This is a genomic window from Hansschlegelia quercus (assembly GCF_004310425.1).
GTDB lineage: Bacteria > Pseudomonadota > Alphaproteobacteria > Rhizobiales > Methylopilaceae > Methylopila > Methylopila quercus.
In genome coordinates this window covers 151,400-177,643 of the sequence record NZ_SIUB01000004.1, presented here as the reverse complement: position 1 = coordinate 177,643, position 26,244 = coordinate 151,400, and the positions used below count along the sequence as shown (strand labels likewise).

Annotated in this window: 23 protein-coding genes and 1 riboswitch; of the genes, 18 read left to right on the top strand and 5 right to left on the bottom strand. The window is 67.3% G+C overall.

Annotated features, from left to right (window positions below; genetic code table 11):
* Positions 1 to 26 precede the first annotated feature (26 nt).
* The 3 genes from fliG to sciP all read right to left on the bottom strand — a co-directional run bounded on the left by fliG (position 27) and on the right by sciP (position 3,147).
* Entirely contained in the window at positions 27 to 1,058 is a 1,032-nt protein-coding gene (fliG, locus tag EYR15_RS10235) for a flagellar motor switch protein FliG (RefSeq protein WP_131003447.1), read from the bottom strand.
* 1 nt (position 1,059) lies between these two features.
* Positions 1,060 to 2,712, bottom strand: a complete 1,653-nt coding sequence (gene fliF / locus EYR15_RS10230; RefSeq protein WP_131003446.1) for a flagellar basal-body MS-ring/collar protein FliF — start codon at positions 2,710 to 2,712, stop codon at positions 1,060 to 1,062.
* A 159-nt stretch (positions 2,713 to 2,871) separates the two neighbouring features.
* Complete coding sequence (sciP, locus tag EYR15_RS10225; RefSeq protein ID WP_131003445.1) at positions 2,872 to 3,147, bottom strand: CtrA inhibitor SciP; 276 nt, start codon at positions 3,145 to 3,147, stop codon at positions 2,872 to 2,874.
* 299 nt (positions 3,148 to 3,446) lie between these two features.
* Here sciP and fliK point away from each other — a divergent pair, with 299 nt between their 5' ends.
* The 4 genes from fliK to EYR15_RS10205 all read left to right on the top strand — a co-directional run bounded on the left by fliK (position 3,447) and on the right by EYR15_RS10205 (position 7,738).
* A complete protein-coding gene (gene fliK, locus EYR15_RS10220; RefSeq protein ID WP_131003444.1) occupies positions 3,447 to 5,144 on the top strand; it encodes a flagellar hook-length control protein FliK in 1,698 nt (565 codons plus the stop codon).
* A 17-nt stretch (positions 5,145 to 5,161) separates the two neighbouring features.
* Positions 5,162 to 5,848 (top strand): flagellar hook assembly protein FlgD, encoded by a 687-nt coding sequence (locus EYR15_RS10215; RefSeq protein ID WP_131003443.1) that lies wholly within the window; start codon positions 5,162 to 5,164, stop codon positions 5,846 to 5,848.
* A gap of 76 nt (positions 5,849 to 5,924) precedes the next feature.
* Positions 5,925 to 7,100, top strand: a complete 1,176-nt coding sequence (mnmA, locus tag EYR15_RS10210) for a tRNA 2-thiouridine(34) synthase MnmA (RefSeq protein ID WP_165455469.1) — start codon at positions 5,925 to 5,927, stop codon at positions 7,098 to 7,100.
* Complete coding sequence (locus tag EYR15_RS10205) at positions 7,097 to 7,738, top strand: class I SAM-dependent methyltransferase (RefSeq protein ID WP_131003441.1); 642 nt, start codon at positions 7,097 to 7,099, stop codon at positions 7,736 to 7,738. Before mnmA ends, EYR15_RS10205 begins: the two co-directional genes overlap by 4 nt.
* Positions 7,739 to 7,781: 43 nt before the next feature.
* On the opposite strand, the gene EYR15_RS10200 is transcribed toward EYR15_RS10205, so the two are convergent.
* Positions 7,782 to 8,543: an SDR family NAD(P)-dependent oxidoreductase gene (locus EYR15_RS10200; protein WP_131003440.1), complete on the bottom strand. Its 762-nt coding sequence runs from the start codon at positions 8,541 to 8,543 to the stop codon at positions 7,782 to 7,784.
* 218 nt (positions 8,544 to 8,761) lie between these two features.
* Here EYR15_RS10200 and EYR15_RS10195 point away from each other — a divergent pair, with 218 nt between their 5' ends.
* From EYR15_RS10195 to EYR15_RS10145, 11 genes are all read left to right on the top strand, one after another.
* Complete coding sequence (locus tag EYR15_RS10195) at positions 8,762 to 10,135, top strand: ABC1 kinase family protein (protein ID WP_131003439.1); 1,374 nt, start codon at positions 8,762 to 8,764, stop codon at positions 10,133 to 10,135.
* Positions 10,136 to 10,247: 112 nt separating this feature from the next.
* The gene (locus EYR15_RS10190) at positions 10,248 to 10,538 is read left to right on the top strand and encodes an aa3-type cytochrome c oxidase subunit IV (protein ID WP_131003438.1); all 291 of its coding nucleotides are present in this window, start codon (positions 10,248 to 10,250) and stop codon (positions 10,536 to 10,538) included.
* Between the two features lie 134 nt (positions 10,539 to 10,672).
* Positions 10,673 to 12,247: a Re/Si-specific NAD(P)(+) transhydrogenase subunit alpha gene (locus EYR15_RS10185; protein ID WP_131003437.1), complete on the top strand. Its 1,575-nt coding sequence runs from the start codon at positions 10,673 to 10,675 to the stop codon at positions 12,245 to 12,247.
* A 10-nt stretch (positions 12,248 to 12,257) separates the two neighbouring features.
* A complete protein-coding gene (locus EYR15_RS10180) occupies positions 12,258 to 13,691 on the top strand; it encodes an NAD(P)(+) transhydrogenase (Re/Si-specific) subunit beta (protein WP_131003436.1) in 1,434 nt (477 codons plus the stop codon).
* Between the two features lie 95 nt (positions 13,692 to 13,786).
* Positions 13,787 to 14,449 carry a 2,3-bisphosphoglycerate-dependent phosphoglycerate mutase gene (locus EYR15_RS10175; protein ID WP_131003435.1) on the top strand — a complete coding sequence of 221 codons (663 nt, stop codon included), beginning with the start codon at positions 13,787 to 13,789 and terminating at the stop codon, positions 14,447 to 14,449.
* Positions 14,450 to 14,488: 39 nt separating this feature from the next.
* The gene (locus EYR15_RS10170) at positions 14,489 to 14,983 is read left to right on the top strand and encodes a DUF29 domain-containing protein (protein ID WP_131003434.1); all 495 of its coding nucleotides are present in this window, start codon (positions 14,489 to 14,491) and stop codon (positions 14,981 to 14,983) included.
* A 35-nt stretch (positions 14,984 to 15,018) separates the two neighbouring features.
* Positions 15,019 to 15,129: riboswitch (TPP riboswitch) on the top strand.
* Between the two features lie 83 nt (positions 15,130 to 15,212).
* Positions 15,213 to 17,078 carry a phosphomethylpyrimidine synthase ThiC gene (gene thiC / locus EYR15_RS10165; RefSeq protein ID WP_131003433.1) on the top strand — a complete coding sequence of 622 codons (1,866 nt, stop codon included), beginning with the start codon at positions 15,213 to 15,215 and terminating at the stop codon, positions 17,076 to 17,078.
* Between the two features lie 260 nt (positions 17,079 to 17,338).
* Positions 17,339 to 19,852: a glycogen/starch/alpha-glucan phosphorylase gene (locus EYR15_RS10160; RefSeq protein ID WP_131003432.1), complete on the top strand. Its 2,514-nt coding sequence runs from the start codon at positions 17,339 to 17,341 to the stop codon at positions 19,850 to 19,852.
* Between the two features lie 38 nt (positions 19,853 to 19,890).
* The gene (gene glgC, locus EYR15_RS10155) at positions 19,891 to 21,156 is read left to right on the top strand and encodes a glucose-1-phosphate adenylyltransferase (protein ID WP_131003431.1); all 1,266 of its coding nucleotides are present in this window, start codon (positions 19,891 to 19,893) and stop codon (positions 21,154 to 21,156) included.
* Between the two features lie 240 nt (positions 21,157 to 21,396).
* The gene (gene glgA, locus EYR15_RS10150) at positions 21,397 to 22,839 is read left to right on the top strand and encodes a glycogen synthase GlgA (RefSeq protein WP_131003430.1); all 1,443 of its coding nucleotides are present in this window, start codon (positions 21,397 to 21,399) and stop codon (positions 22,837 to 22,839) included.
* A 189-nt stretch (positions 22,840 to 23,028) separates the two neighbouring features.
* Positions 23,029 to 23,628, top strand: a complete 600-nt coding sequence (locus EYR15_RS10145; protein WP_131003429.1) for a L,D-transpeptidase — start codon at positions 23,029 to 23,031, stop codon at positions 23,626 to 23,628.
* A 147-nt stretch (positions 23,629 to 23,775) separates the two neighbouring features.
* Here EYR15_RS10145 and EYR15_RS10140 read toward each other — a convergent pair whose 3' ends face one another.
* Positions 23,776 to 23,958 (bottom strand): YdcH family protein, encoded by a 183-nt coding sequence (locus tag EYR15_RS10140; protein WP_131003428.1) that lies wholly within the window; start codon positions 23,956 to 23,958, stop codon positions 23,776 to 23,778.
* 198 nt (positions 23,959 to 24,156) lie between these two features.
* On the opposite strand from EYR15_RS10140, the gene EYR15_RS10135 reads away from it, so the two are divergent.
* The 3 genes from EYR15_RS10135 (at position 24,157) to EYR15_RS10125 (ending at position 26,045) form a co-directional block, all read left to right on the top strand.
* Positions 24,157 to 24,378, top strand: coding sequence for a YdcH family protein (locus tag EYR15_RS10135; protein WP_131003427.1), 222 nt, complete (start codon positions 24,157 to 24,159; stop codon positions 24,376 to 24,378).
* A 71-nt stretch (positions 24,379 to 24,449) separates the two neighbouring features.
* Entirely contained in the window at positions 24,450 to 24,956 is a 507-nt protein-coding gene (gene purE, locus EYR15_RS10130) for a 5-(carboxyamino)imidazole ribonucleotide mutase (protein WP_131003426.1), read from the top strand.
* A 3-nt stretch (positions 24,957 to 24,959) separates the two neighbouring features.
* The gene (locus tag EYR15_RS10125) at positions 24,960 to 26,045 is read left to right on the top strand and encodes a 5-(carboxyamino)imidazole ribonucleotide synthase (RefSeq protein ID WP_131003425.1); all 1,086 of its coding nucleotides are present in this window, start codon (positions 24,960 to 24,962) and stop codon (positions 26,043 to 26,045) included.
* Positions 26,046 to 26,244: the final 199 nt, after the last annotated feature.

The window sequence follows — 26,244 nt, the reverse complement described above, 5'->3', positions numbered from 1 at the left end:
GCTCCTCGGCCGGCGAGACAACGAGATCAGTAGACAAGCTCGTCCTCCCCCTTGCTCTTGGCGATGGCGATCTGGCCGCGGGCGGCGAGGTCCTTGGCGAGCGCGACCAGCGCCGATTGCGACTCGTCGACGTCGCGCATACGGACCGGTCCCATGTTCTCGATGTCGTCGAGCATCATCTTCGCCGAGCGGCTCGACATGTTCTCGAGGATGAAATCGCGCATGCTCGATGTCGCGCCCTTCAGCGCAACCGCAAGCCTGTCACGCGGCGCATCGCGCAGCAGCGTCTGAATGCCGGCGGAGTCGAGCTTGCCGAGGTCATCGAAGGTGAACATCAGCTGCTTGATGCGGTCGGCGCTCTCCTTGGCGGCCTCGTCGAGCTTGGTGAGGAAGCGCGTTTCGGTCTGCCGGTCGAAGGCGTTGAAGATCTCCGCCATCGCTTCATGCGGGTCGCGCTTCGACGTCTGAGACAGGCTCGACATCAGCTCATGACGCAGCGTCTGCTCGATGCGCTCGAGAATGTCCTTCTGCACGCTCTCCATCGCCAGCATGCGGCGCACCACGTCGAGCGCGAACTCCTCCGGAAGGATGGCGAGCACCTTGGCGGTCTGCTCCGGCTTGATCTTGGACAGCACCACCGCGACGGTCTGGGGATACTCGTTCTTCAGATAGCTCGCGAGCGCGACCTCCGGCACGTTGGAGAGCTTCTCCCACATGGTGCGGCCGGCCGGTCCGCGGATTTCCTCCATGATCATGCCGACGCGGTCCTTCGGCAGGAACTGGACCAGCAGGCGTTCGGTCGAATCGACGTCGCCGATCACCCCGCCGTTCGCGCTCAGCCGAGACACGAAGTCGACCATCAGGTTCTCGATGACCGTCATCGAGACCGGTCCGAGCGCCGCCATCGCGGCTGAGAGCTCGCGGATCTCGTCGTCGTCGAGCAGTTCCCAGATCGGGGCGCCGTGGGTCTCGCCGAGGATGAGCATCATCATCGCCGCGCGTTCGACTCCGCTTGGACGGCGGCCGTTTGCAATGGTGGCTGCGGGGGGGCGTGCCATCTCAGGCGGGCTCCTGCATCCACTGGCGGATGATCGAGACGCTCTCGGTCGGGTTGTTCATGATCATCTCGCCGACCTTGTCGATCGATTCCGCCTTGAGGCGGCCGGCCATCTCGGCGGCCTCGAGCCGCCGGCCGGTCTGCGCCGGATCGGACAGCGGCGTCGGTTCGGGGACGAGGCTCGGCGCCGCGACCTGCTGCCCTGGCGCGCCGGCGACGCCGGGCTGTTGCGCCGGAACAAGCTCGCTCTGAGCGGCGGTCGCGAGCAGGGGAGGGGCCTCCGGCGACAGCGCCTTGCGCAGCAGCGGCCGGACCACGAAGAGCAGGACCAGCAAGGAGAGCAGAGCGAGCACGCCGAGCTCCGCGAAGCGCATGATGTCGGAGCGGTCGAATTCGAAGAAGCCCGGCTCGGCCGCCGGCGTGAGCGCGCTCGGCGCGTCCGCGAAGCGTAGATTGACGACCTCGACCGTATCGCCGCGCGCCTGGTCGAAGCCGACCCCGGCGCGCACCAGGGCGGCGATCCGGTCGAGCTCCTCCTGCGGGCGGGCGGCATAGGAGACGTCGCCGTTCGGCGCGTGGCTATAGACGCCGTCGACCAGCACAGCGACCGAGATGCGCTTCAGCTTTCCGCCGTCGAGCACTTCGGTGCGGGTGGTGCGGGAGATTTCATAGTTCACGACCTCCTCGTTCTTGTTCGAGGCGTCCTTCGCGCCCTGAGCGCCGGCGGGGGCCGCATTCGCGTTCGGAAGCTGGTTCGCGACCGTCGCGCCCTGCTCAGCGGGCTCGGTCGACTGCGAGCTCTCCTCGCGCGTCTGGGTGGAGCGGACCACCTTGCTCTCTGGGTCGTAATTCTCGGAGGTCAACGTGGACTTCGTGCGGTCGATGTCCGCTCGCACCTCGACGCGGGCGCGATCGGAGCCTACCACCCGGCCGACGATCGCCTCGACCCGGTCGCGCAGCCGCTTCTCGAGCGTGGTCGTCTGGTCGTCGCCCTGGGCGGCCGGGTCGAGATCGGCGCCGTCGGCGAGCAGCTTGCCGCTGTCGTCGACCAGGGAGACCTTCTCCGGCTTCAGCCCCTGCACGGCCGAGGCCACGAGATGGCGAATCGCCCGCACCTCGCCGGCCCCGAGTTCGCCGCGGGTGCGGATCACGATCGAGGCGGAGGGCTGCGGCGCGTCGCGCGAGAACAGCGGGCGCTCCGGCACGACGAGGTGGACGCGGGCCGAGGCCACGCGGTCGAGCGAGGCGATGGAGCGCGACAGCTCGCCCTCCAGCGCGCGCAGATGATTGACGTTCTGGACGAAGCTGGTCGAGGAGAAGCCGTCGCCCTTGTCGAAGATCTCCCAGCCGACGCCGCCGCCCGACGGCAGGCGCTTTTCGGCCATCTGCATCCTGATCTTCGCGGCCTTGTCGCGAGGAACCAGGATGCCGGCGCCGTCCTGGCGCAGCTCGTAAGGGATCGCCTGCTGGTCGAGCTCCTTCACGATCGCCGCGCTGTCGGAGAGCGAGAGATCGGTGAAGAGGGGCGTCATCTCGACCGCGGTGAAGCGCACCATGACGAAGGCGAAGAATCCGATCAGCGCGAGCGTCACCGCGATCATGGCGGCGATCCGGCCGGCGCCGAATGAACGCAGAAACTGAACCAGACCGCCCAAAGTCGCCGACCTCCGGCCGCTCCCCCAGGACCGGCGCCCGGCAAGAATTGCCCGGCAGATGGTAAACGCGGCGTTAACTCGGGATTAATGGCGGCCGAAAACGAAAACGCCGGCCACGAGGGCCGGCGCTTTCGGAAGGCGTAGCTTCAGGAAACGTCGTCAGATCCGGTATTGCTGGATACGCGTCGTACGCAAGCCGGCGAGGCCATGCCGGTCGATCGAAGCCTGCCACGACAGGAACTCTTCGACCGTTAGCGTATAGCGCTGGCAGGCCTCTTCGAGACTGAGCAGACCGCCGCGCACGGCGGCTACGACTTCCGCCTTGCGCCGGATGACCCAACGTTTCGTGTCGGACGGCGGCAGATCCGCGATCGTGAGCGGACTCCCGTCCGGGCCGATCACGTATTTGGTTCGTCCACGATGCATCTCGGTCATCGATACTCTCACGCGACGTCTGACCCTTCACATGAGATTACGCGCGCTCATTTAACATTTGGCTAAGCGAAAAGCGGCGTTTTGAACGATGTTGAAAGGTTAACGACGCGTAATCTATCCATGAATAATTGGTTATCTTGAGTGGTAACTGTCGACCGTCGGAGAGCGGCAGAATTTTCCATATGCCGGAACATTCGACCGGGCTCGCCAAGCGCTCACGGCTTGAGAATTGAGCGGTCCTACGTGGCACGACGATTGCTGCTGGGCGGGGAGCGACCATTCGCGCCCGGGACGTTCCGATGACAGCCGTTTCCACGACCGCGCCGACCAGCACGCCTGCCGCCGCCCCGGCGGCGCGCGCGCCCGCGCTCGGCTCGGCGTCGTCGGATGACGGTTTCGACGCGCTTCTTGGCGACGTCACGGGCGATGAACCGCAGTCCGCGTCCCCCACGCCGGCTAGCGCCAAATCGGGCAAGTCGAGCGATTCCGAGGACGCGCCGGACGATGGCCGCGCCGCCGTGCGGGAGAACGATGAGGACAAGGACAAGCGTCAGGCCGCCGCCGCGGCGCAAGCCGCCGCCCTGATCGCGGCGACCCAGATCGTCGCGACCCCGATTGCGCCTGCAGCGCCGCCAGAGGAATCGTTGACGGTCGACACGCCGGTCCCCGCGCCGGCGTCCGACCCCGACGGCGGTATGACCGCCGCCATGGAAGCGGCATCGACCGCGGCCGCTCCCGTCGAGCTTCCGGCCCGCGCGGCGACGGTCGCGCCGGCCGATCCGGCTTTTGCCGCCGCCTTGACGGCCGCGCAGAACGCCGAGGACCCCGCGTCCAAGCTCGACGCGTCAAAAATGGAGACGCCCAAGCTGGAAGCGCTCAAGGTCGCGGCGTCCGCGGTCGAAGCGTCCGCGGTCGAAGCGCCCAAGCCGGCGGTCGTCGCCGCGGCTCCCTCCACGCCCGCCCCGGCGAGCGTTCTCCCGCTCGCCACCGGGGAGACCGTCGACATCGTCGTGACGCCGCAGCCTGCGGCGGCGCTGACCCCTGCCATCGTGTCGAACGCGACGCCGGAGCCGGCGGCGCCAGCCGTCACGCCGAACATCGTCCCGGAGCGGGCGCCGATCGCCGCTGATGACGTAGCCAAGATCGATGCGACGGCCGACCCGCTCGCAACTGACGGCAAGGCGAAGGCGACGCTTGCGACGGCGGCCGCCGATCGGCCGCTCGCCGCGCCAACGACCGCCGCTGCGGCCGGGGCCGCGCCCGCCGCCGATACCGAGCCGGCGCTCGACCGGACCGCCCCCGAAAAGCGTGCGGCCCAGGTCGCCGTGCAGGCGCAGAAGACTGTCGTGGAAGCCCATGACCGCGGCGCCGGCGGCGAACAGGCTCAATCCGGCGCCGATCAGGGCAAGAGCGGCGATGGGACCCAGCCGCAGGCCGGCGTCGCGCGTTCCGAAGGAGCGTCCGGCGGCTTCATGCTCGCGCAGGCCCAGACCGGCGTCGCAGCCGACGGGGCGTCCGGTTCCATTTCGGGCGCGGCCACGGGCGGCGTGACGACCTCTGCGGCTGCGACGGTCGCCGCCGGCATCGCGGCTGCGGCGCAGTCTGTCGCGAACGCCTCCCGCCGCACCCGGCTCGAAGTCCGTCTCGACGAGACCGATCTCGGCCGCATCGACGTGCGCATGGACATCTCCCAGGACGGTCGCGTCGCCACGCGGCTGACGATCGATCGTCCCGAGACGCTCGCAATGTTGCGCAACGACGCCTCGGAGCTCGCGAAGAACCTGCAGCAGGCGGGCTTCACGATGAACGGCGGCGGCCTCTCCTTCGAACTGCGCGACGGCGGCCAGCAGGGCTGGGGGCAGCGCAGCGATCAGCAGCAGGCGGCCCCGCCAATCTATCCGACGGCGGAGACCGACGACGACCTTGTCACGGCCGACCCTGCCGCCGTCTATCGCAGCTCGCGCTCCGCGACCTCCGCCCTCGACGTGCGCGTCTGACCTCAAGGATTTCGATCATGGCGATAGACGGCACAAGTTCGCTAACGGGTTCGACGGGGAGCACCGCGAGCGCGGCGACATCCTCCTCGGGCACGACGCTCGCGAACAATTTCGAGACCTTCCTGACGCTGCTGACGACGCAGCTGAAGAACCAGAACCCGCTCGACCCGCTCGACACCAACCAGTTCACGCAGCAGCTCGTGCAGTTCGCGGGCGTCGAGCAGCAGCTCAAGACCAACGACACGCTGGGCTCGATCCTGACGGCGACGCAGACCTCGAGCGCCGACACCGCGGTCGGCATGGTGGGCAAGACCATCGTCGCCGACGGCAGCGACGCCACGCTGACCGACGGCAAGGGAACCTGGACGATCACCGCGCCCGAGGACGACGTGGCCGCGACGATCCAGATCCGCGACTCCGACGGCGACCTGGTCGCGACCCGCACGGCGACCTTCGCCAAGGGCGAGAATGACTACACCTGGGACGGCGTCACCGATGACGGGTCCCTGACGAATTCGAGCGCCTACAGCATCACGGTCACCGGCAAGAACGCCGCAGGCGCCGGCGTGACCATGAGCACCGACGTCACCGGGGTGGTCGACGGCGTCGATTTCTCCACCGGCACGGTGCTGCTGACGATGGGCGATCTGTCGATCTCGCTCGGCGACGTCAAGAAGGTGACGACGCCGACGAGCGGAAGCTGAGGGCGCGGCTTCCGTCGCGGAGCTTGAGGGGGTAAGAGAGCCGGCATCCTCGAACGCCCGAGCCATCGCACCGACCGTGACGCCCGACCTCGACCTTCCCGGCCCCGCCAAGGACACGCGCGTCGTCGTCGCCATGTCGGGCGGCGTCGACTCCTCCGTCGTGGCCGGCCTGCTCGCCCGCGCCGGCTACGACGTCGTCGGCGTGACGATGCAGCTCTACGACCATGGCGCGGCGACGGCTCGCAAGGGCGCGTGCTGCGCCGGCCGCGACATCCACGACGCCCGCGACGTCGCTGAGCGGCTCGGCATTCCGCATTACGTGCTCGACTACGAAGCGCGCTTCCGGAAGTCCGTCATCGAGCCGTTTGCGGAAAGCTATCTCGCGGGCGAGACGCCGATCCCCTGCGTCGCCTGCAACCAGACCGTCAAGTTCCTCGACCTGCTCGACATGGCGAAGGATCTCGGCGCCGCGGCGCTGGCGACCGGGCACTACGTCGCCTCACGCGCGCTCCCAGGCGGCGGGCGCGGCCTGTTCAGGGCCGCCGACGGCGACCGTGACCAGAGCTATTTCCTCTACGGCACGACCCCCGAGCAGCTCGCGATGCTGCGCTTCCCGCTCGGAACCCTGACGAAGCCGCAGGTGCGCGAGGCCGCCCGCGAACTCGGCCTCGCCGTCGCCGACAAGCCGGACAGCCAGGACATCTGCTTCGTGCCGCAGGGCCGCTATTCGGACGTTGTCGAGAGATTGAAGCCCGGCGCGTCCGAGCCCGGCCCGGTCGTCCATGTCGACGGCCGCACGCTTGGCCGCCACGAGGGCGTGGTCCGCTACACGATCGGCCAGCGCCGCGGGCTCGGGCTCAACGACAATGGCGAGCCGCTGTTCGTCGTGCGCATCGACGCCGCCGCAAAAACGGTGGTGGTCGGACCGCGGACGGCGCTTGCCGTCAGCCTCGTCAAGCTCCGCGCGATGAACTGGCTCGGCGATGGCGCAATCGACGCCATCGGCTCCGAGGGTCTCGCCGTCTGCGCGAAGGTGCGCTCGACCAAGGCGCCGCAGCAGGCAGTGCTGCGCGTCGTGGAAGGCGAGGCTGAGGTCGAGCTGCTCGAGGGCGAGACCGGCGTCGCGCCGGGGCAGGCCTGCGTGCTCTATGACGGCGAGACGGGTGAGCGGGTGCTTGGCGGCGGGATCGTCCGCCGACCCGAGCGCGTTCAGGCGAGGCCGGACAGGCCTGTCAGCGAGGCTGCGGCGTGAGCGTTCAGTACGATCTGGCGGGCCAGAAGAAGGCCTATGAGAGCTGGGCCCCGTTCTACGACAAGGTCTATGTGAAGTTCCTGGCCGACGGCCAGCGCAAGGCGGCCGACGCCGCCGCGGCCTGCGGCAAGGACATCCTCGAGATCGGCGTCGGAACCGGTCTCGTGCTGCGCTACTACCCCTCGATCGCCCGCGTCGTCGGCGTCGACCTGTCCCGCCATATGCTCGCCAAGGCGCGCGAGAAGGTCGAGGCGGAGGGGTTGTCTCACGTGCGCTGCCTCGCCGTCATGGACGCCTGCAATCTCGGGCTACCCGACGCCGCTTTCGACGCCGTGACCGTGCCCTTCGTCATCACGCTGGTGCCGAACCCGGAAGCCGCGCTCACCGAGATGCGCCGCGTGCTGAAGCCCGGCGGGGAGATCATCGTGGCGTCCAAGATGGGCGCGGAAGACGGGCTGCGCATGAAGATCGAGACGGCGCTCGCGCCGCTCGTGAAGAAGGTCGGGTGGTCCACGGACTTCAAGGTCTCGCGGCTCCGGGCCTGGGCCGCCACCACGCCCGACATGCAGGTGATCGACGTCCAGCCGATCTTCCCGGCGCCGTTCTTCCAGCTGATCCGGATCAAGAAGACCGGCTGAGCGCCCGCTGCCGCCGTCTCACTGCGTCGGCGGCAGGCGTCCGTCAGATGATGGATTCTCCGCCGTCCACCACGAGGATCTGCCCGGTCATGTAGGATGATCGGTCGGAGACGAGGAAGAGGATGGGTTCGGCGAGTTCGGTCACGTCGGCCCAGCGGCCGAGCGGGACCTTCTCGCGGATATAGGCTTCGATCGCTTCCCGTCCGCTCATCTGGGCGATGAAGGGAGCGTTGAACGGCGTGTCGACCCAGCCTGGACAGAGCGCGTTCACCCGAATCCCGTGCCTGGCGTAATCGCCCGCCATCTGCCGGGTCATCGCGATCACCGCGTGCTTGGTCGTGGTGTAGGCGATCATCTCGCGATCGTAGAGCACGCCGGAGCTCGACGAGGTGTTGAGAATGACGCCGCCGCCAGCCGCCTTCATGATCGGCATGACGTATCGCGACGCCATGAAATGGGCGCGCACGTTCAGCGTCCAGGACCGGTCGAAGCCGTCGACGTCCACGCTCTCGAGGTCGCCCGCGACCTGGATCCCGGCGTGGTTGTGCAGAATGTCGATGCGGCCGTGTCTGGCGGCGACCGCCGCGACGCCGTCCTCCAGCGCCCGGTCATCCGCCACGTCGACGATCAGCGCCTCTGCCCTTCCGCCGGTCTCGACGATCTGCCGGACGGTCTCCTCCGCTCCGGCAGCGTCGCGGTCCGCCACCACGACATGGGCCCCCTCACGCGCCATGATGGCCGCGCCGGCGCGGCCGATGCCCGAGCCCGATCCCGTGACGATGGCGACGCGGTCCCGCAGGATCATCGGCTGTCTTCCCCTTCGATTGCTTGCGTCTTTCGCGCGTCAGGGTGCGGGCGGCCAGTGTACTTGGCAAGGAGGCGATCACGAGCGTCGATCGAGCGCGAGGCGCTTCCAGTGCTAAGGCCTGGGCATGAAGTCGATCGCGTGGAGGCCGCTATCGAAGGCGGATTTGTCGGAAGTCAGGTCTGGAACCGACCGCCCACGCCCGGCGTAAGCCTTTCATGGCCGACACCCCCGATCTCGAACGAAACCGCCTCTCCGCCCGGGTGGGACGCTACGTCCGCGTCGGCGCCAATGTCGGAGGGGTCGCGGCGCGTATCGCGCAGGCGCAGTTCTTCGGCCGCGCAGCGGGCAGGGCGGATCGGGCGGCTGATCTTCGCGCCGCGCTCGGCGGGCTGAAGGGCCCGATCATGAAGGTTGCGCAACTGCTCGCGACCATCCCGGACGCGCTGCCGTCGGAATACGCGGCCGAGCTGTCGCAGCTTCAGTCCGAAGCGCCGCCGATGGGCTACGGCTTCGTGAGGCGGCGCATGGCGGCCGAGCTTGGGCCGGATTGGCTGGACAAGTTCGGAAGCTTCGAGAAGGAGCCGGCGGCTGCGGCCTCTCTAGGCCAGGTGCATCGCGCGACCGCGCTCGACGGCGAAGAACTCGCGGTGAAGCTGCAATACCCGGACATGGCGTCCGCCGTGGAGGCCGATCTCGGTCAGCTTAAGCTGCTGTTCAACCTGCGTGGGCGCTTCGACAGCTCGATCGACACGAGCCAGATCTCCGAGGAGATCGGCGCCCGCATCCGCGAAGAGCTCGACTATCGCCGCGAGGCAAAGAACGCCGCGCTCTACGCCGAGATGCTGAAGGACACGCCGGAGGTGCGCGTTCCGCATGTCAGGCCGGAGCTCTCGACCGGGCGGCTGCTGACCCTCGGCTGGCTCGATGGGACCAAACTGCTCGCGCACAAAGACGCCTCGCTCGAGATCCGCAACAGGCTCGCCGTCGCGATGTTCAAGGCTTGGTGGGGACCGTTTTCAGGGCACGGCGTCATCCACGGCGACCCGCATTTAGGCAATTACCAGGCGTTCGAGGCGGACGGCGAGCCGCGCGGCATCAACCTGCTGGACTACGGCTGCATCCGCATCTTCCCGCCGAGCTTCGTCGGCGGCGTGGTCGACCTCTACGAGGGCCTGCGCGACGGCGACGACGCGCGGGTGGTGCACGCCTACGAGACCTGGGGCTTCAAGGGGCTGAAGCGCGAGCTGATCGACGTCTTGAACATCTGGGCCCGGTTCATCTACGGGCCGCTGCTCGACGATCGCGTGCGCACGATCGCCGACGGCGTCTCGCCGGGCGAATACGGCCGCAAGCAGGCATTCCAGGTCGCGCAGGAGCTGAAGGCCAAGGGGCCGATCACCGTGCCGCGCGAATTCGTGTTCATGGACCGCGCGGCGATCGGGCTCGGCGGCGTGTTTCTTCACCTGCGCGCCGAGCTGAATTTCGCGCAGCTGTTCCGCGAAACCATGGAGGGCTTCAGCGAGCAGGCGGTCGCCGGACGGCAGCTTTCCGCGCTTCGGCTGGTCGGGCTCGAAGAAGCGGCTCCCTAGCACGTCAACTGGTATCTGGCATGCCAGACTTTCGGCCCAATTGCCGCACCCCTGCCTTTCCGCTACATGCGGCTGGTCTTTGAGCTCCAAGACCAATCAGGGGATCGCCCGCATGGCCGAACACGCCGTCGAATACGCCACCGCGACCGGCAACGATTACGCCGAGCACGAGCGCACCTACGCGCTGGTGACCAAGCTCACCAAGGTCGCCACCGCCCATCTCATCGTCATCATGATCTCGCTCTATATCGGCGGCGTCGGCGGGAGCTGGAAGCTGTGCGGCTTCGGCATCGTCCTGTCGCTGGTGACGGGCATCGCCGGCATGATGACGCCCAAGGGCACCCTCATCCCCGCGATCGTTTCGGGTGTCCTGCTGCTCGCCCTCCACTTCGTCTTCGGCTGATCCTTCCGATCAATGACGAAACGCGGCGCCGGATGCATTCCGGCGTCGACCGAACCTGCGCGGGCGGGAGATCTGGTCCCCGGCGGCGCTGACGATGACAAGAAGATCGTGAGACCTCGCCGGGAGAGCGCGCAGTGAAGATTGGTTCGCCAAAGGAAGTGGCAGCGGGCGAAGCGCGCGTCGCGATGACGCCCGAAAGCGCCAAGCAGCTCCAGAAGCTTGGGTATGAGTGCCTTGTCGAGGCCGGCGCCGGAACGGCGGCGGGCTTCACCGACGAGGCCTATCGCGACGCCGGCGTCGAGGTGGTCGACAGCGCGGCGTCTCTCTGGGAGCGCGCGGACGTCATCGCCAAAGTGCGCCCGCCGGAAAACGCCGAAGTCGAGCGCCTGAACGCCGACAAGACGCTGATCTCGTTCTTCTACCCGGCCCAGAGCAAGGAGCTCCTGGAGTTCAGCGCGAAGACCGGCGCGTCGGTCATCGCCATGGACATGGTGCCGCGCATCTCGCGCGCTCAGAAGATGGACGCCCTGTCGTCGATGGCGAACATCGCCGGCTATCGCGCGGTGATCGAGGCCGGCGCCAATTTCGGGCGGTTCTTCACCGGCCAGATCACGGCGGCCGGCAAGGTCCCGCCGGCGAAGGTGCTGGTGATCGGCGCAGGCGTCGCGGGACTGGCCGCGATCGGCGCGGCGACCGCGCTCGGCGCGATCACCTACGCCTTCGACGTGCGGCCGGAAGTCGCCGAGCAGATCGAGTCGATGGGCGCGAGCTTCGTCTATCTCGATTTTGAGGAGAGCCAGCAGGACGGCGCCGCCACCGGCGGCTATGCGGCCCCTTCGAGCCCCGAGTTCCGCGAGGCGCAGCTCAAGAAGTTCCGAGAACTCGCGCCCGACATCGACATCGTCGTCACGACGGCGCTGATCCCCGGTCGCGACGCGCCCGTGCTGTGGACGAAGGACATGGTCGAGGCGATGAAGCCCGGCTCGGTCATCGTCGATCTCGCCGCGGAGCGCGGCGGCAATTGCGAGCTGACGCAAAAGGACCAGCGCGTCGTCTCATCGAACGGCGTCACGATCATCGGCTACACCGACTTCCCAAGCCGGATGGCGGCGCAGTCCTCGTCGCTCTACGCGACCAACATCCGCCACATGCTGACGGATCTGACGCCCGGCAAGGACGGCCAGGTTGTCCACAACATGGCCGACGACGTGATCCGCGGCGCGACCGTCGCCCATGGCGGTGAGATCACTTATCCGCCGCCGCCGCCCACGGTGAAGGCGATCGCGGCGCAGAAGCCGAAGGAGAAGGCCAAGGAGCTGACGCCGGCGGAGCGACGCGCGGGCGAAGTGGCCGCCTTCAAGGAGCAGACGCGCTTCCAGATCACGCTGCTCGCCGTCGGGACCGTGCTGCTGCTGCTGGTGGGCGCCGTCGCGCCGGCAAGCTTCATGAGCCACTTCATCGTCTTCGCGCTCGCGTGCTTCGTCGGCTTCCAGGTTATCTGGGGCGTCGCCCATTCGCTGCACACGCCGCTCATGGCTCTCACCAACGCGATCTCCGGCATCATCGTGCTTGGCGCCCTGCTGCAGGTCGGCGCTCACGGCTTCATGGTGCCGCTGCTGTCCGCGGTGGCGATCCTGGTCGCCTCGGTGAACATCGTCGGCGGGTTCCTCGTGACCCGCCGGATGCTCGCCATGTTCCAAAAGTCCTGAGGAGGCCGCCGTGAGCATCGGTATCGTTTCCGCGGCCTATATCTCCGCGTCCATCCTCTTCATCCTCTCGCTCGGCGGCCTGTCGAACCAGGAGAGCGCCAAGCGCGCCGTCTGGTACGGCATCGTCGGCATGGGTCTCGCTGTCGCCGCCACGGTGTTCGGACCGGGCGCCGGCAAGCTCTGGCTCGTCCTGATCATGTTCGCGGCCGCCGCCGCCATCGGCTGGCAGGTGGCGACGCGCGTGCAGATGACGGAGATGCCGCAGCTGGTCGCTGCGCTGCATTCCTTCGTCGGCCTCGCGGCGGTGCTGATCGGCTACAACGCCCATCTCGAACTCGTCGCCGTGCAGCATATGGACGAGGCGGCCCGCGCCGGGCTAACGGGCTTCGCCGAGGTGCTGGCGCACAAGACCGGCGTCGAGATCGCGATCCTGAAGGTCGAGGTTTTCCTCGGCGTCTTCATTGGCGCCGTCACCTTCACCGGTTCAATCGTCGCCTTCGGCAAGCTCGCGGGAAAGGTCGACGGCAAGGCCACCAAGCTCCCCGGCGGCCACATGCTCAACGCCGGCGCGGCCGGGCTCTCGCTCCTGCTGCTGCTGCTCTACGTGAATGGCGCGGGGATGTGGGCGCTCGTCCTGATGACGCTCGCCGCCTTCTTCATCGGCTACCATCTCATCATGGGGATCGGCGGCGCGGACATGCCGGTCGTCGTCTCCATGCTGAACAGCTATTCGGGCTGGGCGGCGTCCGCGATCGGCTTCACGCTCGGCAACGATCTCCTGATCGTGACCGGCGCGCTCGTCGGCTCCTCCGGCGCGATCCTGTCCTACATCATGTGCAAGGCCATGAACCGGTCGTTCGTCTCGGTCATCCTCGGCGGCTTCGGCTCCACGACCGGTCCGGCGCAGGAGATCGAGGGCGAGCAGATCGCCATCGACACCGACGGCGTGGCGTCGGCGCTGAACGAGGCCGACAGCGTCATCATCGTGCCGGGCTACGGCATGGCGGTCGCGCAGGCGCAGCAGGCGGTGTCCGAGCTGACCCGCAAGCTCCGCGCCGCCGGCAAGGAGGTGCGTTTCGCGATCCACCCCGTCGCCGGCCGCCTTCCCGGCCATATGAACGTGCTGCTCGCCGAAGCGAAGGTCCCCTACGACATCGTTCTGGAAATGGACGAGATCAACGAGGATTTTCCGAGCACGGACGTCGTCATCGTGATCGGCTCGAACGACATCGTGAACCCGGCGGCGCAGGAAGACCCCAACTCGCCGATCGCCGGCATGCCGGTGCTCGAGGTCTGGAAGGCGAAGCAGGTGTTCGTCTCGAAGCGCGGTCAGGGCACGGGGTATTCCGGCATCGAGAACCCGCTGTTTTACAAGGAGAACACGCGGATGTTCTACGGCGACGCCAAGTCCTCGCTCGACAAGCTCCTGCCGCATATCAACTGAGGCGACACGCCGTTTCCTAAGCGGCGTCTCCGACTGGTACTCCGAAAGGCCGGGCCAGCCCGGCCTTTCGCCGTTCAGGGCTTCCGGAAGTTTCCATGGCGACCGATCTCTCCCGCATCCTCGTCCTTGTCCGCCACGGACAAAGCGAGGACAACGCGCAAGACCTGTTCTCCGGGCTGCGCGACCCGGCGCTCACCCCTCGCGGCGTCGAGGAGGCGGTTGCGGCGGGCCAGGAGCTGCGGCGCCTGAACCTGAGCTTCACGCATGCCTTCACGAGCATGCTGACGCGCGCCAGCCAGACGATGGAGCTGATCCTCGGCGAGCTCGGCCAGTCCGACCTTCCAGTGCGAAAGAACGCGGCGCTAAACGAACGGGACTATGGCGGGCTTGCGGGACTGAACAAGAGCCAGGCGCGCGAGCGCTTCGGCGCCGAGCGGGTCAGGATCTGGCGCAAGTCCTATGACGCCGTTCCGGAGGGCGGGGAGAGCCTGGCCATGACGGCTGCGCGCGTCTGGCCGTTCTACGAGCGTGAGATCGCCCCGGTCGTCCGCGCCGGAGGCTGCGCGCTGCTCGTCGGTCACGGCAACGCGTTGCGCTCGATGCTGATGCGACTGGACCGGATCGATGCGGAAGCGATCGAAGACGTCAACATCGGCACGGCGCAGGCGCTGGTCTATACGCTTGCCGACGACGGCCAGCGCCTCGTCAAGACGAACCTCCCGGCCGCGGATCTGGCGGAGCCTTCGTCTCGCTCCTGACAAGTTGCAAACGGCAGGCCGCGGCGCGACATTCAGCCCATGAGCGACGTCGCCGATTACGATACCGACATCCTGCTCTGGTCCGAACGCCAGGCCGCGTTGCTTCGCGAACTGAAGACCCGGGCACCGGGATTACCCAACGACCTCGACCTGGAGAACGTCGCCGAGGAGATCGAAAGCGTGGGGCGATCGCAGTTGGATGCTGTGGAGAGTTTTCTCAGGCTCATCTTTCTCCACCTCATCAAGCTAGCTTACTCGCCTGATCCGGCGCTGAACGCGAAGTGGATTGACGAGATCATTGGCTTTCATGCTGATCTGCAGCAACGGCTGTCGCCTGCCATGCGAGGACGGATTGCCGGTGATAAGGTCTGGGTGCGCGTTGTTCGTCAGGCCTCCGCGTCGTTCCGCGCCTATGGGGATGAGCCGCCGAGCGGTCTGCCTCTACGAAATCCGCTTGAGGTTGATCTTTTTCTCGACGAGCGAGAACTCGACATCGAAGCGCTTGTCACGCAGCTTCGTCAAACGGCCGATTAGCCTCGACAACCCTGCTTCCCGCTCCTAACCTCGGCTCACGTTCCGAGGGGCGTCCCGCTGCGATGCGGGGCTGAGATGGCCAGAGGCCGATCCCTTCGAACCTGATCCGGGTCATGCCGGCGAAGGGACTGGAACCAGCGAGCGGCGCCTTTTCGAGTCCAAGCTCGCCCAGATTTCTCGTCACGATTTCCCGGATCTCCCGCGAGCATTTTCGAGGAGGAGATCCCCAATGAACGTCCACATTCCCCCCAAAGATACGCGCGCCGCGCCGACAAGCGTGACGACCGGCCCGATCATGGGCTCGCGAAAGGTCTACGCCGCGCCGAAGTCATATCCTGACATGCGCGTGCCGTTCCGCGAGATCAGGCTGACAGACGTGAACGAGGCCCCAGTGCGGGTCTACGATCCGTCCGGCCCCTACACGGAAGACGGCGTGACGATCGACCTCGCCAACGGCCTGCCGTCGGTCCGCGAAAGCTGGATCGCTGCGCGCGGGCTCGACGTCGCGTCCGGCCGCGCGGTGAAACCGGAGGATAACGGCAACGTCCCGGCCGACCGACTGGTCGCCGCTTGTCCCGCCACTCGGGTGATCCGCGAGGCGGCGCGCGGCCAGATGGTCACGCAATACGAGTTCGCAAAGGCCGGGATCGTCACCGAGGAGATGATCTTCGTCGCGCACCGCGAGAACCTCGCCCGCGAGGCGGCGCTCGACGGCGCGAGCGAGCGCCACGCGGACGGCGAAAGCTTCGGCGCCGCGATCCCGAACTTCGTGACGCCGGAATTCGTGCGTGAGGAGGTGGCGCGGGGCAGGGCGATCATCCCGGCGAACGTCAACCATCCCGAGCTCGAGCCGATGGCGATCGGCCGGAACTTCCTAGTCAAGGTCAACGCCAATATCGGCAACTCGGCCGTCACCTCGGGCGCGGCGGAGGAGGTGGAGAAGCTCGTCTGGGCGATCCGCTGGGGCGCGGACACGGTCATGGACCTCTCCACAGGCCGCAACATCCACAACATCCGGTCCTGGATCATCCGCAACTCGCCCGTGCCGATCGGCACCGTGCCGATCTACCAGGCGCTGGAGAAGGTCGACGGCGATCCGCTCAAGCTCGATTGGGAAATCTTCAAGGACACGCTGATCGAGCAGGCCGAGCAGGGCGTCGACTACTTCACGATCCACGCCGGCGTGCGCCTGCGCCACGTGCCGCTGACCGCGAACCGGATGACCGGCATCGTCTCGCGCGGCGGTTCGATCATGGCGCGCTGGTGCCTCGCCGGGCACCGCGAGAGCTTCCTCTACGAACGCTTCGACGAGATCTGCGACATCATGCGGAAATACGACGTCTCGTTCTCGCTCGGGGACGGCCTGCGCCCGGGCTCGATCGCGGACGCCAACGACGCGGCGCAGTTCGCGGAGCTCGAGACGCTGGGCGAACTCACCAAGATCGCCTGGGATAAGGGCTGCCAGGTCATGATCGAGGGGCCGGGCCACGTGCCCATGCACAAGATCAAGGAGAACATGGACAAGCAGCTCCGCGAATGCGGCGAGGCCCCGTTCTATACGCTCGGGCCGCTCACGACCGACATCGCGCCGGGCTACGACCACATCACCTCCGGCATCGGCGCGGCGATGATCGGTTGGTTCGGCACGGCGATGCTCTGCTACGTCACGCCCAAGGAGCATCTGGGCCTGCCGGACCGCGACGACGTCAAGACCGGAGTCATCACCTACCGGATCGCCGCGCATGCGGCCGACCTCGCCAAGGGCCATCCGGCGGCAAAAGTGAGGGACAACGCGCTGTCGAAAGCGCGCTTCGACTTCCGCTGGGAGGACCAGTTCAACCTCTCGCTCGACCCCGACACCGCGCGCGCCTTCCACGACGCGACGCTGCCGAAGGACGCCCACAAGGTAGCCCATTTCTGCTCGATGTGCGGCCCCAAGTTCTGCTCCATGCAGATCACGCGTGAGCTTCGGGAAGAGGCGAAAGCGATGGGAGACAACGAGCGGCTGTCGCTGGAGGCGGAGGCCGGAATGAAGGAGAAGACCGCAGAGTTCCTGGAGGGCGGAGGCAAGCTCTACGTGGCGGCCGCAGAGTAGCGCGCTGGCCACCTTCTCTTCTCCTCACTTGCGGAGACGCTGCGACGGCAGCCGGATGGAGGCGTCGGGCGCAGAGGGCTGCGCTTAGCCTGAAGTCCCTCACCCTAGCTCTCTCCCGCAAGCGGGAGAGAGGATAAATCCGCGCCTAATGACCTTCGCGCCTGCGGCATCGTCGCGCCCGAATTTTGCGCAGTGCGGTCATCGCAATCGTCGTCTTGTCGTGTTTGACTGCGCCCGAAGCGACCACTGGAGGCTCCACGATGAACGACAGCGCCGCGACCACGACGCCCGAGACTGCGAAGCGCCCCGTGCGCATGGCGGGGGCGACGGAGGGCGGCGGCGCGGATGCAGGCGTCGACGTCGCCAAGCTCCGCAAGGAGATCCTGGCGGAGCTGACCTATTCCGTCGGCCGCTCGCCTGAGACCGCAAGCAAGCGCGACTGGTTCGTCGCGACGGCTTATGCCGTGCGCGACCGCATCGTCGATCGCTGGGTCGTCGAGCACACGGGCGAGCACGCCAAGCCTCTCAAGCGCGTCTACTACCTTTCGCTGGAATTTCTCATCGGGCGTCTGCTGTTCGACGCGCTCAACAATCTCGGGCTGACCGAGCCGACGCGCGAGGCGCTGGCCGGCCTCGGGATCGACCTCAACGAGATCCGCCAGGAGGAGCCGGACGCGGCGCTCGGCAATGGCGGCCTGGGGCGTCTCGCCGCCTGCTTCATGGATTCCATGGCCTCGATCGGCGTGCCGGCCTTCGGCTACGGCATCCGCTACGACCACGGCCTCTTCCGCCAGGGCATGCGCGACGGCTGGCAGCAGGAATATCCCGAGGACTGGCTCTCCTTCGGGAACCCCTGGGAGTTCGCTCACCCCGAGATCGACTATCCGATCGGCTTCGGCGGCTATGTCGAGCAGGTCAACGAAGGCGGCCAGCCCAAGCAGATCTGGCGGCCCGGCGAGAAGGTGGAGGCGGTCGCTTTCGATATTCCCGTGGTTGGCTGGCGCGGCCGGCACGTCAACACGCTGCGGCTCTGGTCGGCCCGCGCCCCGGATCCGATCTCGCTCGACGCCTTCAACCGCGGCGACTATGTCGGCGCGCTGTCCGATCGGGTCCGCGTCGAGTCAATCTCGAAGGTGCTCTATCCCTCCGACGAGACGCCGAACGGTCAGGAGCTGCGCCTCAGGCAGGAATACTTCTTCGCCTCGGCCTCGCTGCAGGACCTCGTGCGTCGGCACATGGAGGAGCGGGGCGACCTCCGCACGCTGCCGGACCACGTCGCAATCCAGCTCAACGACACCCATCCTGCGATCGCGGTGCCGGAGCTGATGCGCATCCTCGTCGACCTCAACGGCGTGCCGTGGGCGGAGGCGTGGGCGATCACCAACGCCACCTTCTCCTACACCAACCACACGCTGCTGCCCGAGGCGCTCGAAAGCTGGCCGGTGCCGCTGATGGAGCGGCTGCTGCCGCGCCACATGCAGATCATCTACCTCATCAACGCGCTGGAGCTGGAGGCCGCGCGCGCCAAGAAGCCGGCCGACGACGCGCTGCTTTCGGCGATCTCGCTGATCGACGAAGGCCAGGGGCGGCGCGTGCGCATGGGCATCCTCGCCTTTGTCGGCTCCCACAAAGTCAACGGCGTCTCGGCGCTCCACACCGACCTGATGAAGCAGACCGTGTTCCGCGAGCTGCACGCCCTTCATCCGGACCGCATCGTCAACAAGACCAACGGCATCACCTTCCGCAGGTGGCTTGCCCAAGCCAATCCGCGGCTGACCAAGATCCTGATCGACGCGGTCGGCGTGGAAGTGCTCGACGACCCGACGCGGCTCGAAATGCTCGCCGACATGGCAGGCGATTCAGGGCTCCAGGAGGCGCTGGCGGCGGCCAAGCGAGAGAACAAGCTCGCCCTCGCCAGGGTGATCGCTGAGCGCAACGACGTCTTCGTCGATCCCGACGCATTGTTCGACGTGCAGATCAAGCGCATCCACGAATACAAGCGCCAGCTGCTCAACATCTTGGAGACCATTGCGATCTACAATGCGATGCGCGCCCAGCCGATGCGCGCCTGGATGCCCCGCGTCAAGATCTTTGCCGGCAAAGCGGCGGCGAGCTACCATTCGGCCAAGCTCATCATCAAACTCGCGAACGACGTCGCGCGGGTCGTAAATTCGGATCCGACGGTGCGCGGCCTGCTGAAGGTGGCCTTCCTGCCGAACTACAATGTCAGCCTGGCTGAGATCATCATCCCCGCAGCCGACCTCTCCGAGCAGATCTCGACCGCGGGCATGGAGGCGTCCGGCACCGGCAACATGAAGCTCGCGCTCAACGGCGCGCTCACCATCGGAACGCTCGACGGGGCGAACGTCGAGATCAAGGAACATGTCGGCGACGACAACATCTTCATCTTCGGACTGACGGCCGCCGAGGTGGAGGCGCGCAAGAAGCGCGGCTACGACGCGCGGGCGGCGGTCGAGGCCTCGTCGACATTGCGCGAGGTGCTGGAATCGATCCGCAACGGCGTGTTCTCGCCCGACGATCCCAGCCGCTACGCCGGTCTGGTCGACGGCCTGCTCGATCACGACACCTTCCTCGTGACCGCCGATTTCGACGCCTATTTCGCCGCACAGCGTAGCGTCTACAAAATGTGGCGCGACCGGGCCGCCTGGATGAAGGCCAGCGCCATCAACACCGCGAAAGTAGGCTGGTTCTCTTCCGACCGTACGATAGGTGAGTATGCGAAAGAGATATGGGACGTGAAGCCCGCCTCGTAGTGAGCGGCGTTTCAGACCGCGTGCGCAGGAGTTCCGCAATGCCTTCCGCCAAGACGCCGCCCGGCCCCCCTTACGCCCGCGGCGCGATGGCCTTCGTGCTCGCCGGAGGGCGCGGCTCGCGCCTGATGGAGCTCACCGACCGGCGCGCGAAGCCGGCGGTCTATTTCGGCGGCAAGGCGCGCATCATCGACTTTACGCTGTCGAACGCTCTCAACTCCGGCATCCGCCGCATCGGGGTTGCAACCCAGTACAAGGCGCACAGCCTGATCCGCCACCTGCAGCGCGGCTGGAACTTCTTCCGCACCGATCTGAACGAAAGCTTCGACCTGCTGCCGGCGAGCCAGCGCGTTTCTGAGGACGCCTGGTATCTCGGCACGGCGGACGCCGTGTATCAGAACATCGACATCGTCGAGGACTACTCCGTTCGCCACATCATCGTTTTAGCGGGCGACCATATCTACAAGATGGACTACGAGCAGATGCTCGCCCAGCACGTCGAGAGCGGGGCGGACGTCACTGTCGGCTGCCTCGAGGCGCCCCGGTCGGAAGCGAGCGCCTTCGGCGTGATGCATATCGACGAGACCGACCGCATCATCGACTTCCTGGAAAAGCCCGCCGATCCGCCCTCCATGCCGGGCAAGGCCGACATCTCGCTCGTCAGCATGGGCATCTATGTCTTCGATACCGAGTTCCTGTTTGATCTGCTTCGCAAGGACGCCGAGGATCCGAACTCCGCGCATGATTTCGGCAAGGATATCATTCCGGACATCGTGAAGAACGGCAAAGCCGTCGCCCACCATTTCTCACGCTCATGCGTGCGTTCGGCCTCCGAGAAGGAGCCGTACTGGCGCGATGTCGGCACGGTGGACGCTTATTTCGAGGCCAATATCGATCTGACCGACTTCGTGCCGGCGCTCGACCTCTACGACCAGAACTGGCCGATCTCGACCTATGCCGAGATCACCCCGCCCGCGAAGTTCATCCACGACGAGGACGGCAGGCGGGGATCTGCGGTGTCGTCGCTGGTCTCCGGCGGCTGCATCGTCTCGGGCGCGGCGGTGCGAGAATCGCTGCTGTTCACGGGGGTGCGCGTGAACTCGTTCAGCGCTGTGGAGCGCGCGGTGGTCATGCCGTACGCCTGCGTCGGCCGGTCAGCGCGGCTGAAGAACGTCGTGATCGACCGCGGCGTCACGATCCCCGAAAAGCTCGTCGTCGGAGAGGATCCCGAACTTGACGCCAAGCGCTTCCGCCGCACTGAGAAGGGCGTGTGCCTGATCACCCAGGCGATGATCGACAGGTTGTGAGAGCGGGCGAGTAGGACGGTGCGCCAGGACGTTCCGGCGGGGAGTCGCCACCCTCGCATCCCGGTCTTGAGCCGGGATGCAGACACGCGGAACTGGCTGAATGAGCCGCTCCGATCTGCTCAGCCGATGGTTCTGAGTCACGGGCCGAGTCCGGGATGCGGGCGGGGAGGCGCGGCTGCTCGCCTTGCATGGCGCACGGCGCTATAGCAACGCGGCCTTTCCACTTCGGCCGAGCCAACTTTGCCCATCACCGTTCTATCCGTCGCGTCCGAGGCCTACCCGCTGATCAAGACCGGCGGGCTGGCGGACGTTGTCGGCGCGCTGCCGGGGGCGCTCAGCGCCCATGGGGTCGAGACCGTCACGCTGCTGCCGGGGTACCCGGCCGTGATGGCGGCGCTGAACGCGCCATCCGAGATCGCGGACATGGGCGACGTGTTCGGCGGACATGCGCGGCTGCTGCGCGGTATGGCCGGAGGGCTCCACATCGTCGCGGCCGACGCGCCGCATCTCTTTGCGCGGGCCGGTGGGCCCTATGTCGACGCCGCCGGCGCCGAATGGCCGGACAACGCCTTCCGCTTTGCGGCTCTCGCCAAGGCCGCGGCCCAAATCGGGGGAGGGGGCTCTTCGCTGCCGGCGCCGCAGATCGTGCACCTGCACGATTGGCAGCCCGGCCTTGCCGCAGCCTACCTCGCCTATGGCGGAGGCCCGCGGCCGAAGATCGTCGCGACAATCCACAACATCGCTTTCGCCGGCTGGTTTCCGGCGAGCCTCGCGCCGGCGCTCGGACTTCCGTCCGAGGCCATGCAGATCGACGGCGTCGAGTTCTATGGCGGCGTCGGCTACCTGAAATCCGCCCTCTACTTTGCCGACCGCATCACCACGGTTTCGCCGACCTACGCCTCGGAAATCCTGCGGCCGGAGTTCGGGCAAGGTTTTGAGGGCCTGCTCAGCGCGCGCGCCAGCGCGCTCTCGGGCGTGCTGAACGGCATTGATACGGAGGTCTGGAATCCCGAGACTGATCCGCGCCTCGCCGCGCGCTTCGGACGCGCCGACCTCGCGCCGCGCAAGACCAACAAGCTCACGCTCGCCCAGCGCTTCGGACTGGAGCCTAATGGCGAGCGCCTGCTGTTCGGCGTCGTCAGCCGCCTGTCGGACCAGAAGGGTCTCGACCTCCTGGCCGACGCCGTGCCGACGCTGGTCGGCCTCGGCGCCAGCCTCTCGCTCGTCGGCGCCGGCGACCCCGGGCTTGAGCGGCGCTTCGGCGACCTTGCGGCCGAGCATCCCGGTCGCGTCGGGTGCTTCTTCGGCTATGACGAGGCGCTCGCCCGGCTGGTCCAGGGCGGAGCGGACGCGCTGCTCGTGCCCTCGCGGTTCGAGCCCTGCGGCCTCACCCAGCTCTGCGCGCTCCGCTATGGGGCGATCCCCGTCGTTGCGCGAACTGGCGGACTGGCCGATACCGTGATCGACGCAAACCCGATGGCGCTTGCCGCGGGCGTCGCGACGGGCATCCAGTTCTCGCCGGTCGCACTCGCGCCGCTCGAGTCGGCGCTCCGCCGCACGGCGGCGCTTTATGCGAACGGCGCGGCGTGGGCGCAACTCCAGCGCAACGCCATGGCGACCGACGTCTCCTGGGGCGCGTCGGCCGAGACTTACGCCGCGCTCTACCGCGATCTGCTCGCCTGAGAGGAAGACGGGCACGCCCAAAACTGTGGCGCGCGCGGCACAGACGCCTTCCAAAACCACGCGACGGCGACAAGCCTGCTCACAGCTCGACGGTTTCCGCGTTTATCTTCGTAATCGAAGCATAGCGGGGCTTCGATCCCGCCGGCGAAGCGCGTCGCGCCCGTCGCGGAAGGCGTCCAAGGGTTGGTGATGAAGTCAGCGTCCTCCGCGTCAGCGCGCGTTCTCCTGGCGTCCGCGACGATCGCCCTTGCGGGCCTCGTTTCCGGCTGCACCACGAGCTCCACCCTCGATCCGACCGCCGCCGCCATGGCGACGACTTATCCCAGCGCGCTGCCGGTCGAGTTTCGCCGGCAGGACGTGACCGATCCCACCGGCGAAGCGCCCGGCACGATCGTGATCGATACCGCGTCCAAGTTCCTCTACCTCGTGGAGCCAAACGGCCGCGCGGTGCGCTACGGCGTCGGCGTCGGCAAGGAAGGCTTCGGCTGGAACGGCGAGGCCAAGGTAGGCGCCAAGCAGGAATGGCCGGATTGGGTCCCGCCGCCCGAGATGCTGCAGCGCCGCCCGGAGCTGCCGCTCCGCATGTCCGGCGGCCCGGAGAACCCGCTCGGCGCCCGCGCGATGTATCTCTATCGCGACGGCAAGGACACGCTCTACCGCATCCACGGCACCAACGAGCCGCTGACGATCGGCAAGGCGATGTCTTCGGGCTGCATCCGGATGATCAATTTCGACGTCACCGACCTCTACGAACGGGTGCCCGTCGGCGCCAAGGTCGTCGTCCGCTAAGCCTGCCTGGGCCCTGCCGGAAGCCAGGTGATTCGCGCCGCCAGCATCGTCTGGCGGCGTTTTCGTGCAGCCTAACCAGAAATGAAAACGCCGCCGGCCTTAGTGGTCGACGGCGCGAACGCTGTACGTTTTGGGGGATGCGCTCGACTAATGAAGCGTAGGCGGCTGCGGCTGAAGACGCGTCATCTCGTCTTTGATGCGGAGCTTTTTCCGCTTGAGCGACGATACTCTGACATCATCCGTATTCGGGTGCGTAAGTTCTACTTCAATCTCACGTTCGATAGCACGATGCTTCTTTTCCAGCTCGGCCAGATGAGCTTCCATCGACATACGCTACGTCTCCCTTGGTTAAGATCGACCGGGGGAGGATGTCACCTCAATGACATGCTGTCGAACCCCTAAAGGTAGAATCTGCGCTCACGCCTCCGTCAGTGGTTGAGAATCCGTCGCTGGACTTGCCGCATTTCATCGCGAAAGCGATACTCAGCTTGAGATCAAGACGCGTGGCGTTGTGACGGACGGGGCGGAATGGCGGGTGAAGACGAGGCGCGGGCCGAAGCGCAGGCGGCCCACGAGGAGCTCGCCCGCCTTCGTGAGGAGCATCGCGACCTCGACAACGCCATCGAGGCGCTCGAGCGGCTGAACGCCGGCGACCGCCTGCAGATCCAGCGGCTGAAGAAGCGGAAGCTCGCCCTCAAGGATCGCATGATCTTCATCGAGGATCAGCTCACGCCGGACATCATCGCGTGAGCCATGTCCTTGCCGCCGTGCGGCCCGGCGCCTATCGTCCCGGCCGCCTCTCATGAACCCGGAGCTTTGAAATGGCCGCGGAGCCCCGCGCCGAGCGCGCCCCTGTCGCCATCGTCATGGGCAGCCAGTCCGATTGGGCGACGATGAGCCACGCCGCGGAGACGCTTGGCGCGCTCGGCGTCGGCCACGAAGCGCGCATCGTCTCCGCGCACCGCACGCCGGATCGGCTGGTCGCCTTCGCCAAGGGCGCAAAGGACGAAGGATTCCAGGTGGTGATCGCCGGCGCCGGCGGCGCAGCGCATCTGCCGGGCATGGTCGCGTCCATGACGCCGCTGCCGGTCTTCGGCGTGCCCGTCCAGTCCGCCACGCTCTCTGGCCTCGACAGCCTGCTGTCGATCGTCCAGATGCCGGGCGGCGTCCCGGTCGGCACGCTCGCCATCGGCAAGGCCGGCGCGATCAATGCGGCGCTGCTCGCGGCGTCCGTGCTCGCGCTCCACGACGAGGAGCTTGCAGGCCGGCTCGCCGCGTGGCGGCAGGCGCAGACCGATTCGGTCGCCGAAACCCCGACGGTCGCCTGAGCCATGGCGCCAGCTCCACTCGCTCCCGGGTCGACCATCGGCATTCTCGGCGGCGGCCAGCTCGGCCGCATGATCGCGCTCGCGGCCGCGCCGCTCGGCCTGAAGGCCCACATCTATGCGCCGGACGCGGCGAGCCCCGCCTTCGATGTCGCCGCCGCGCATACCGTCGGCGCCTATGACGACGAGGAGGCGCTGGCGCGCTTCGCCAAGAGCGTCGATGTCGTCACCTACGAATTCGAGAACGTGCCGGCGGAGACAGCCCGGCTGGTGGCGAGCCACGCGCCGCTGTTTCCCGGCGAAAAGGCGCTCGCGACCACGCAGGACCGGCTGACGGAAAAGAGCTTCGTCCGCGACCTCGGCCTGCCGACGCCGAACTTCGCCGCCGTCGACGACCGCGCCAGCATGGCGGCGGCGGTCGGCGCCATCGGTCGGCCCGCAGTGCTAAAGACGCGCCGCTTCGGTTATGACGGCAAGGGCCAGACGCTGGTGCGCGAGGGCGTCGCGCTCGATGCGGCGCTCGGCCTGATGAATGGCCAGCCCGCCATCCTCGAGGCTTTTGTGCCGTTCCGCGCCGAAGTCTCCGTCGTCGCCGCCCGGGGGCGCGACGGCGCCTTCGCGGCCTGGGACGTGGTGGAGAACCGGCACGAGAACCACATCCTGCGCTCCTCCCATGTGCCGGCGTCGATCAAGTCGGAGACGGCCGCCTCGGCGCTCGCCATCGCCCGAAAGATCGGTCAGGCGCTCGATTATGTCGGCGTGTTCGCTGTCGAACTGTTTCTGGTCGACGGGCCGACCGGCGAGCGCGTCGTCGTCAACGAGATCGCGCCGCGGGTGCACAATTCCGGGCACTGGACCATCGAGGGCGCCGAGACCAGCCAGTTCGAGCAGCACGTCCGCGCCATCGCCGGCTGGCCGCTCGGCTCGACCGTCACGCGCGGCCGGGTCACGATGACGAACCTGCTCGGCGCCGAGGCCGAGCGCTGGCGCGAGATTCTGGCTGAGCCGGGCTCCGCGCTGCACCTCTACGGCAAAGGCGCGCCCGCGCCCGGCCGCAAGATGGGGCATGTGACGCGGGTGGAGCGGGATTAGCGCTCTCTGCGCGCGGCGGGTTACCCCTCGCGCGCATAGTGACTTCGCCCTCATGGACAAGCCCCCTTCGCTTTGCTATGCCCTCCGCCACACGAGCGGCGCGCGCGTTTTCGCGTGGGCGTCGCTTTTTCGTTTTCGGCCTTCGTTCCGGTTCGGACGGGGCCTGTTTCGCCGATCCCGTTCGCCAAACCGAGGCAAC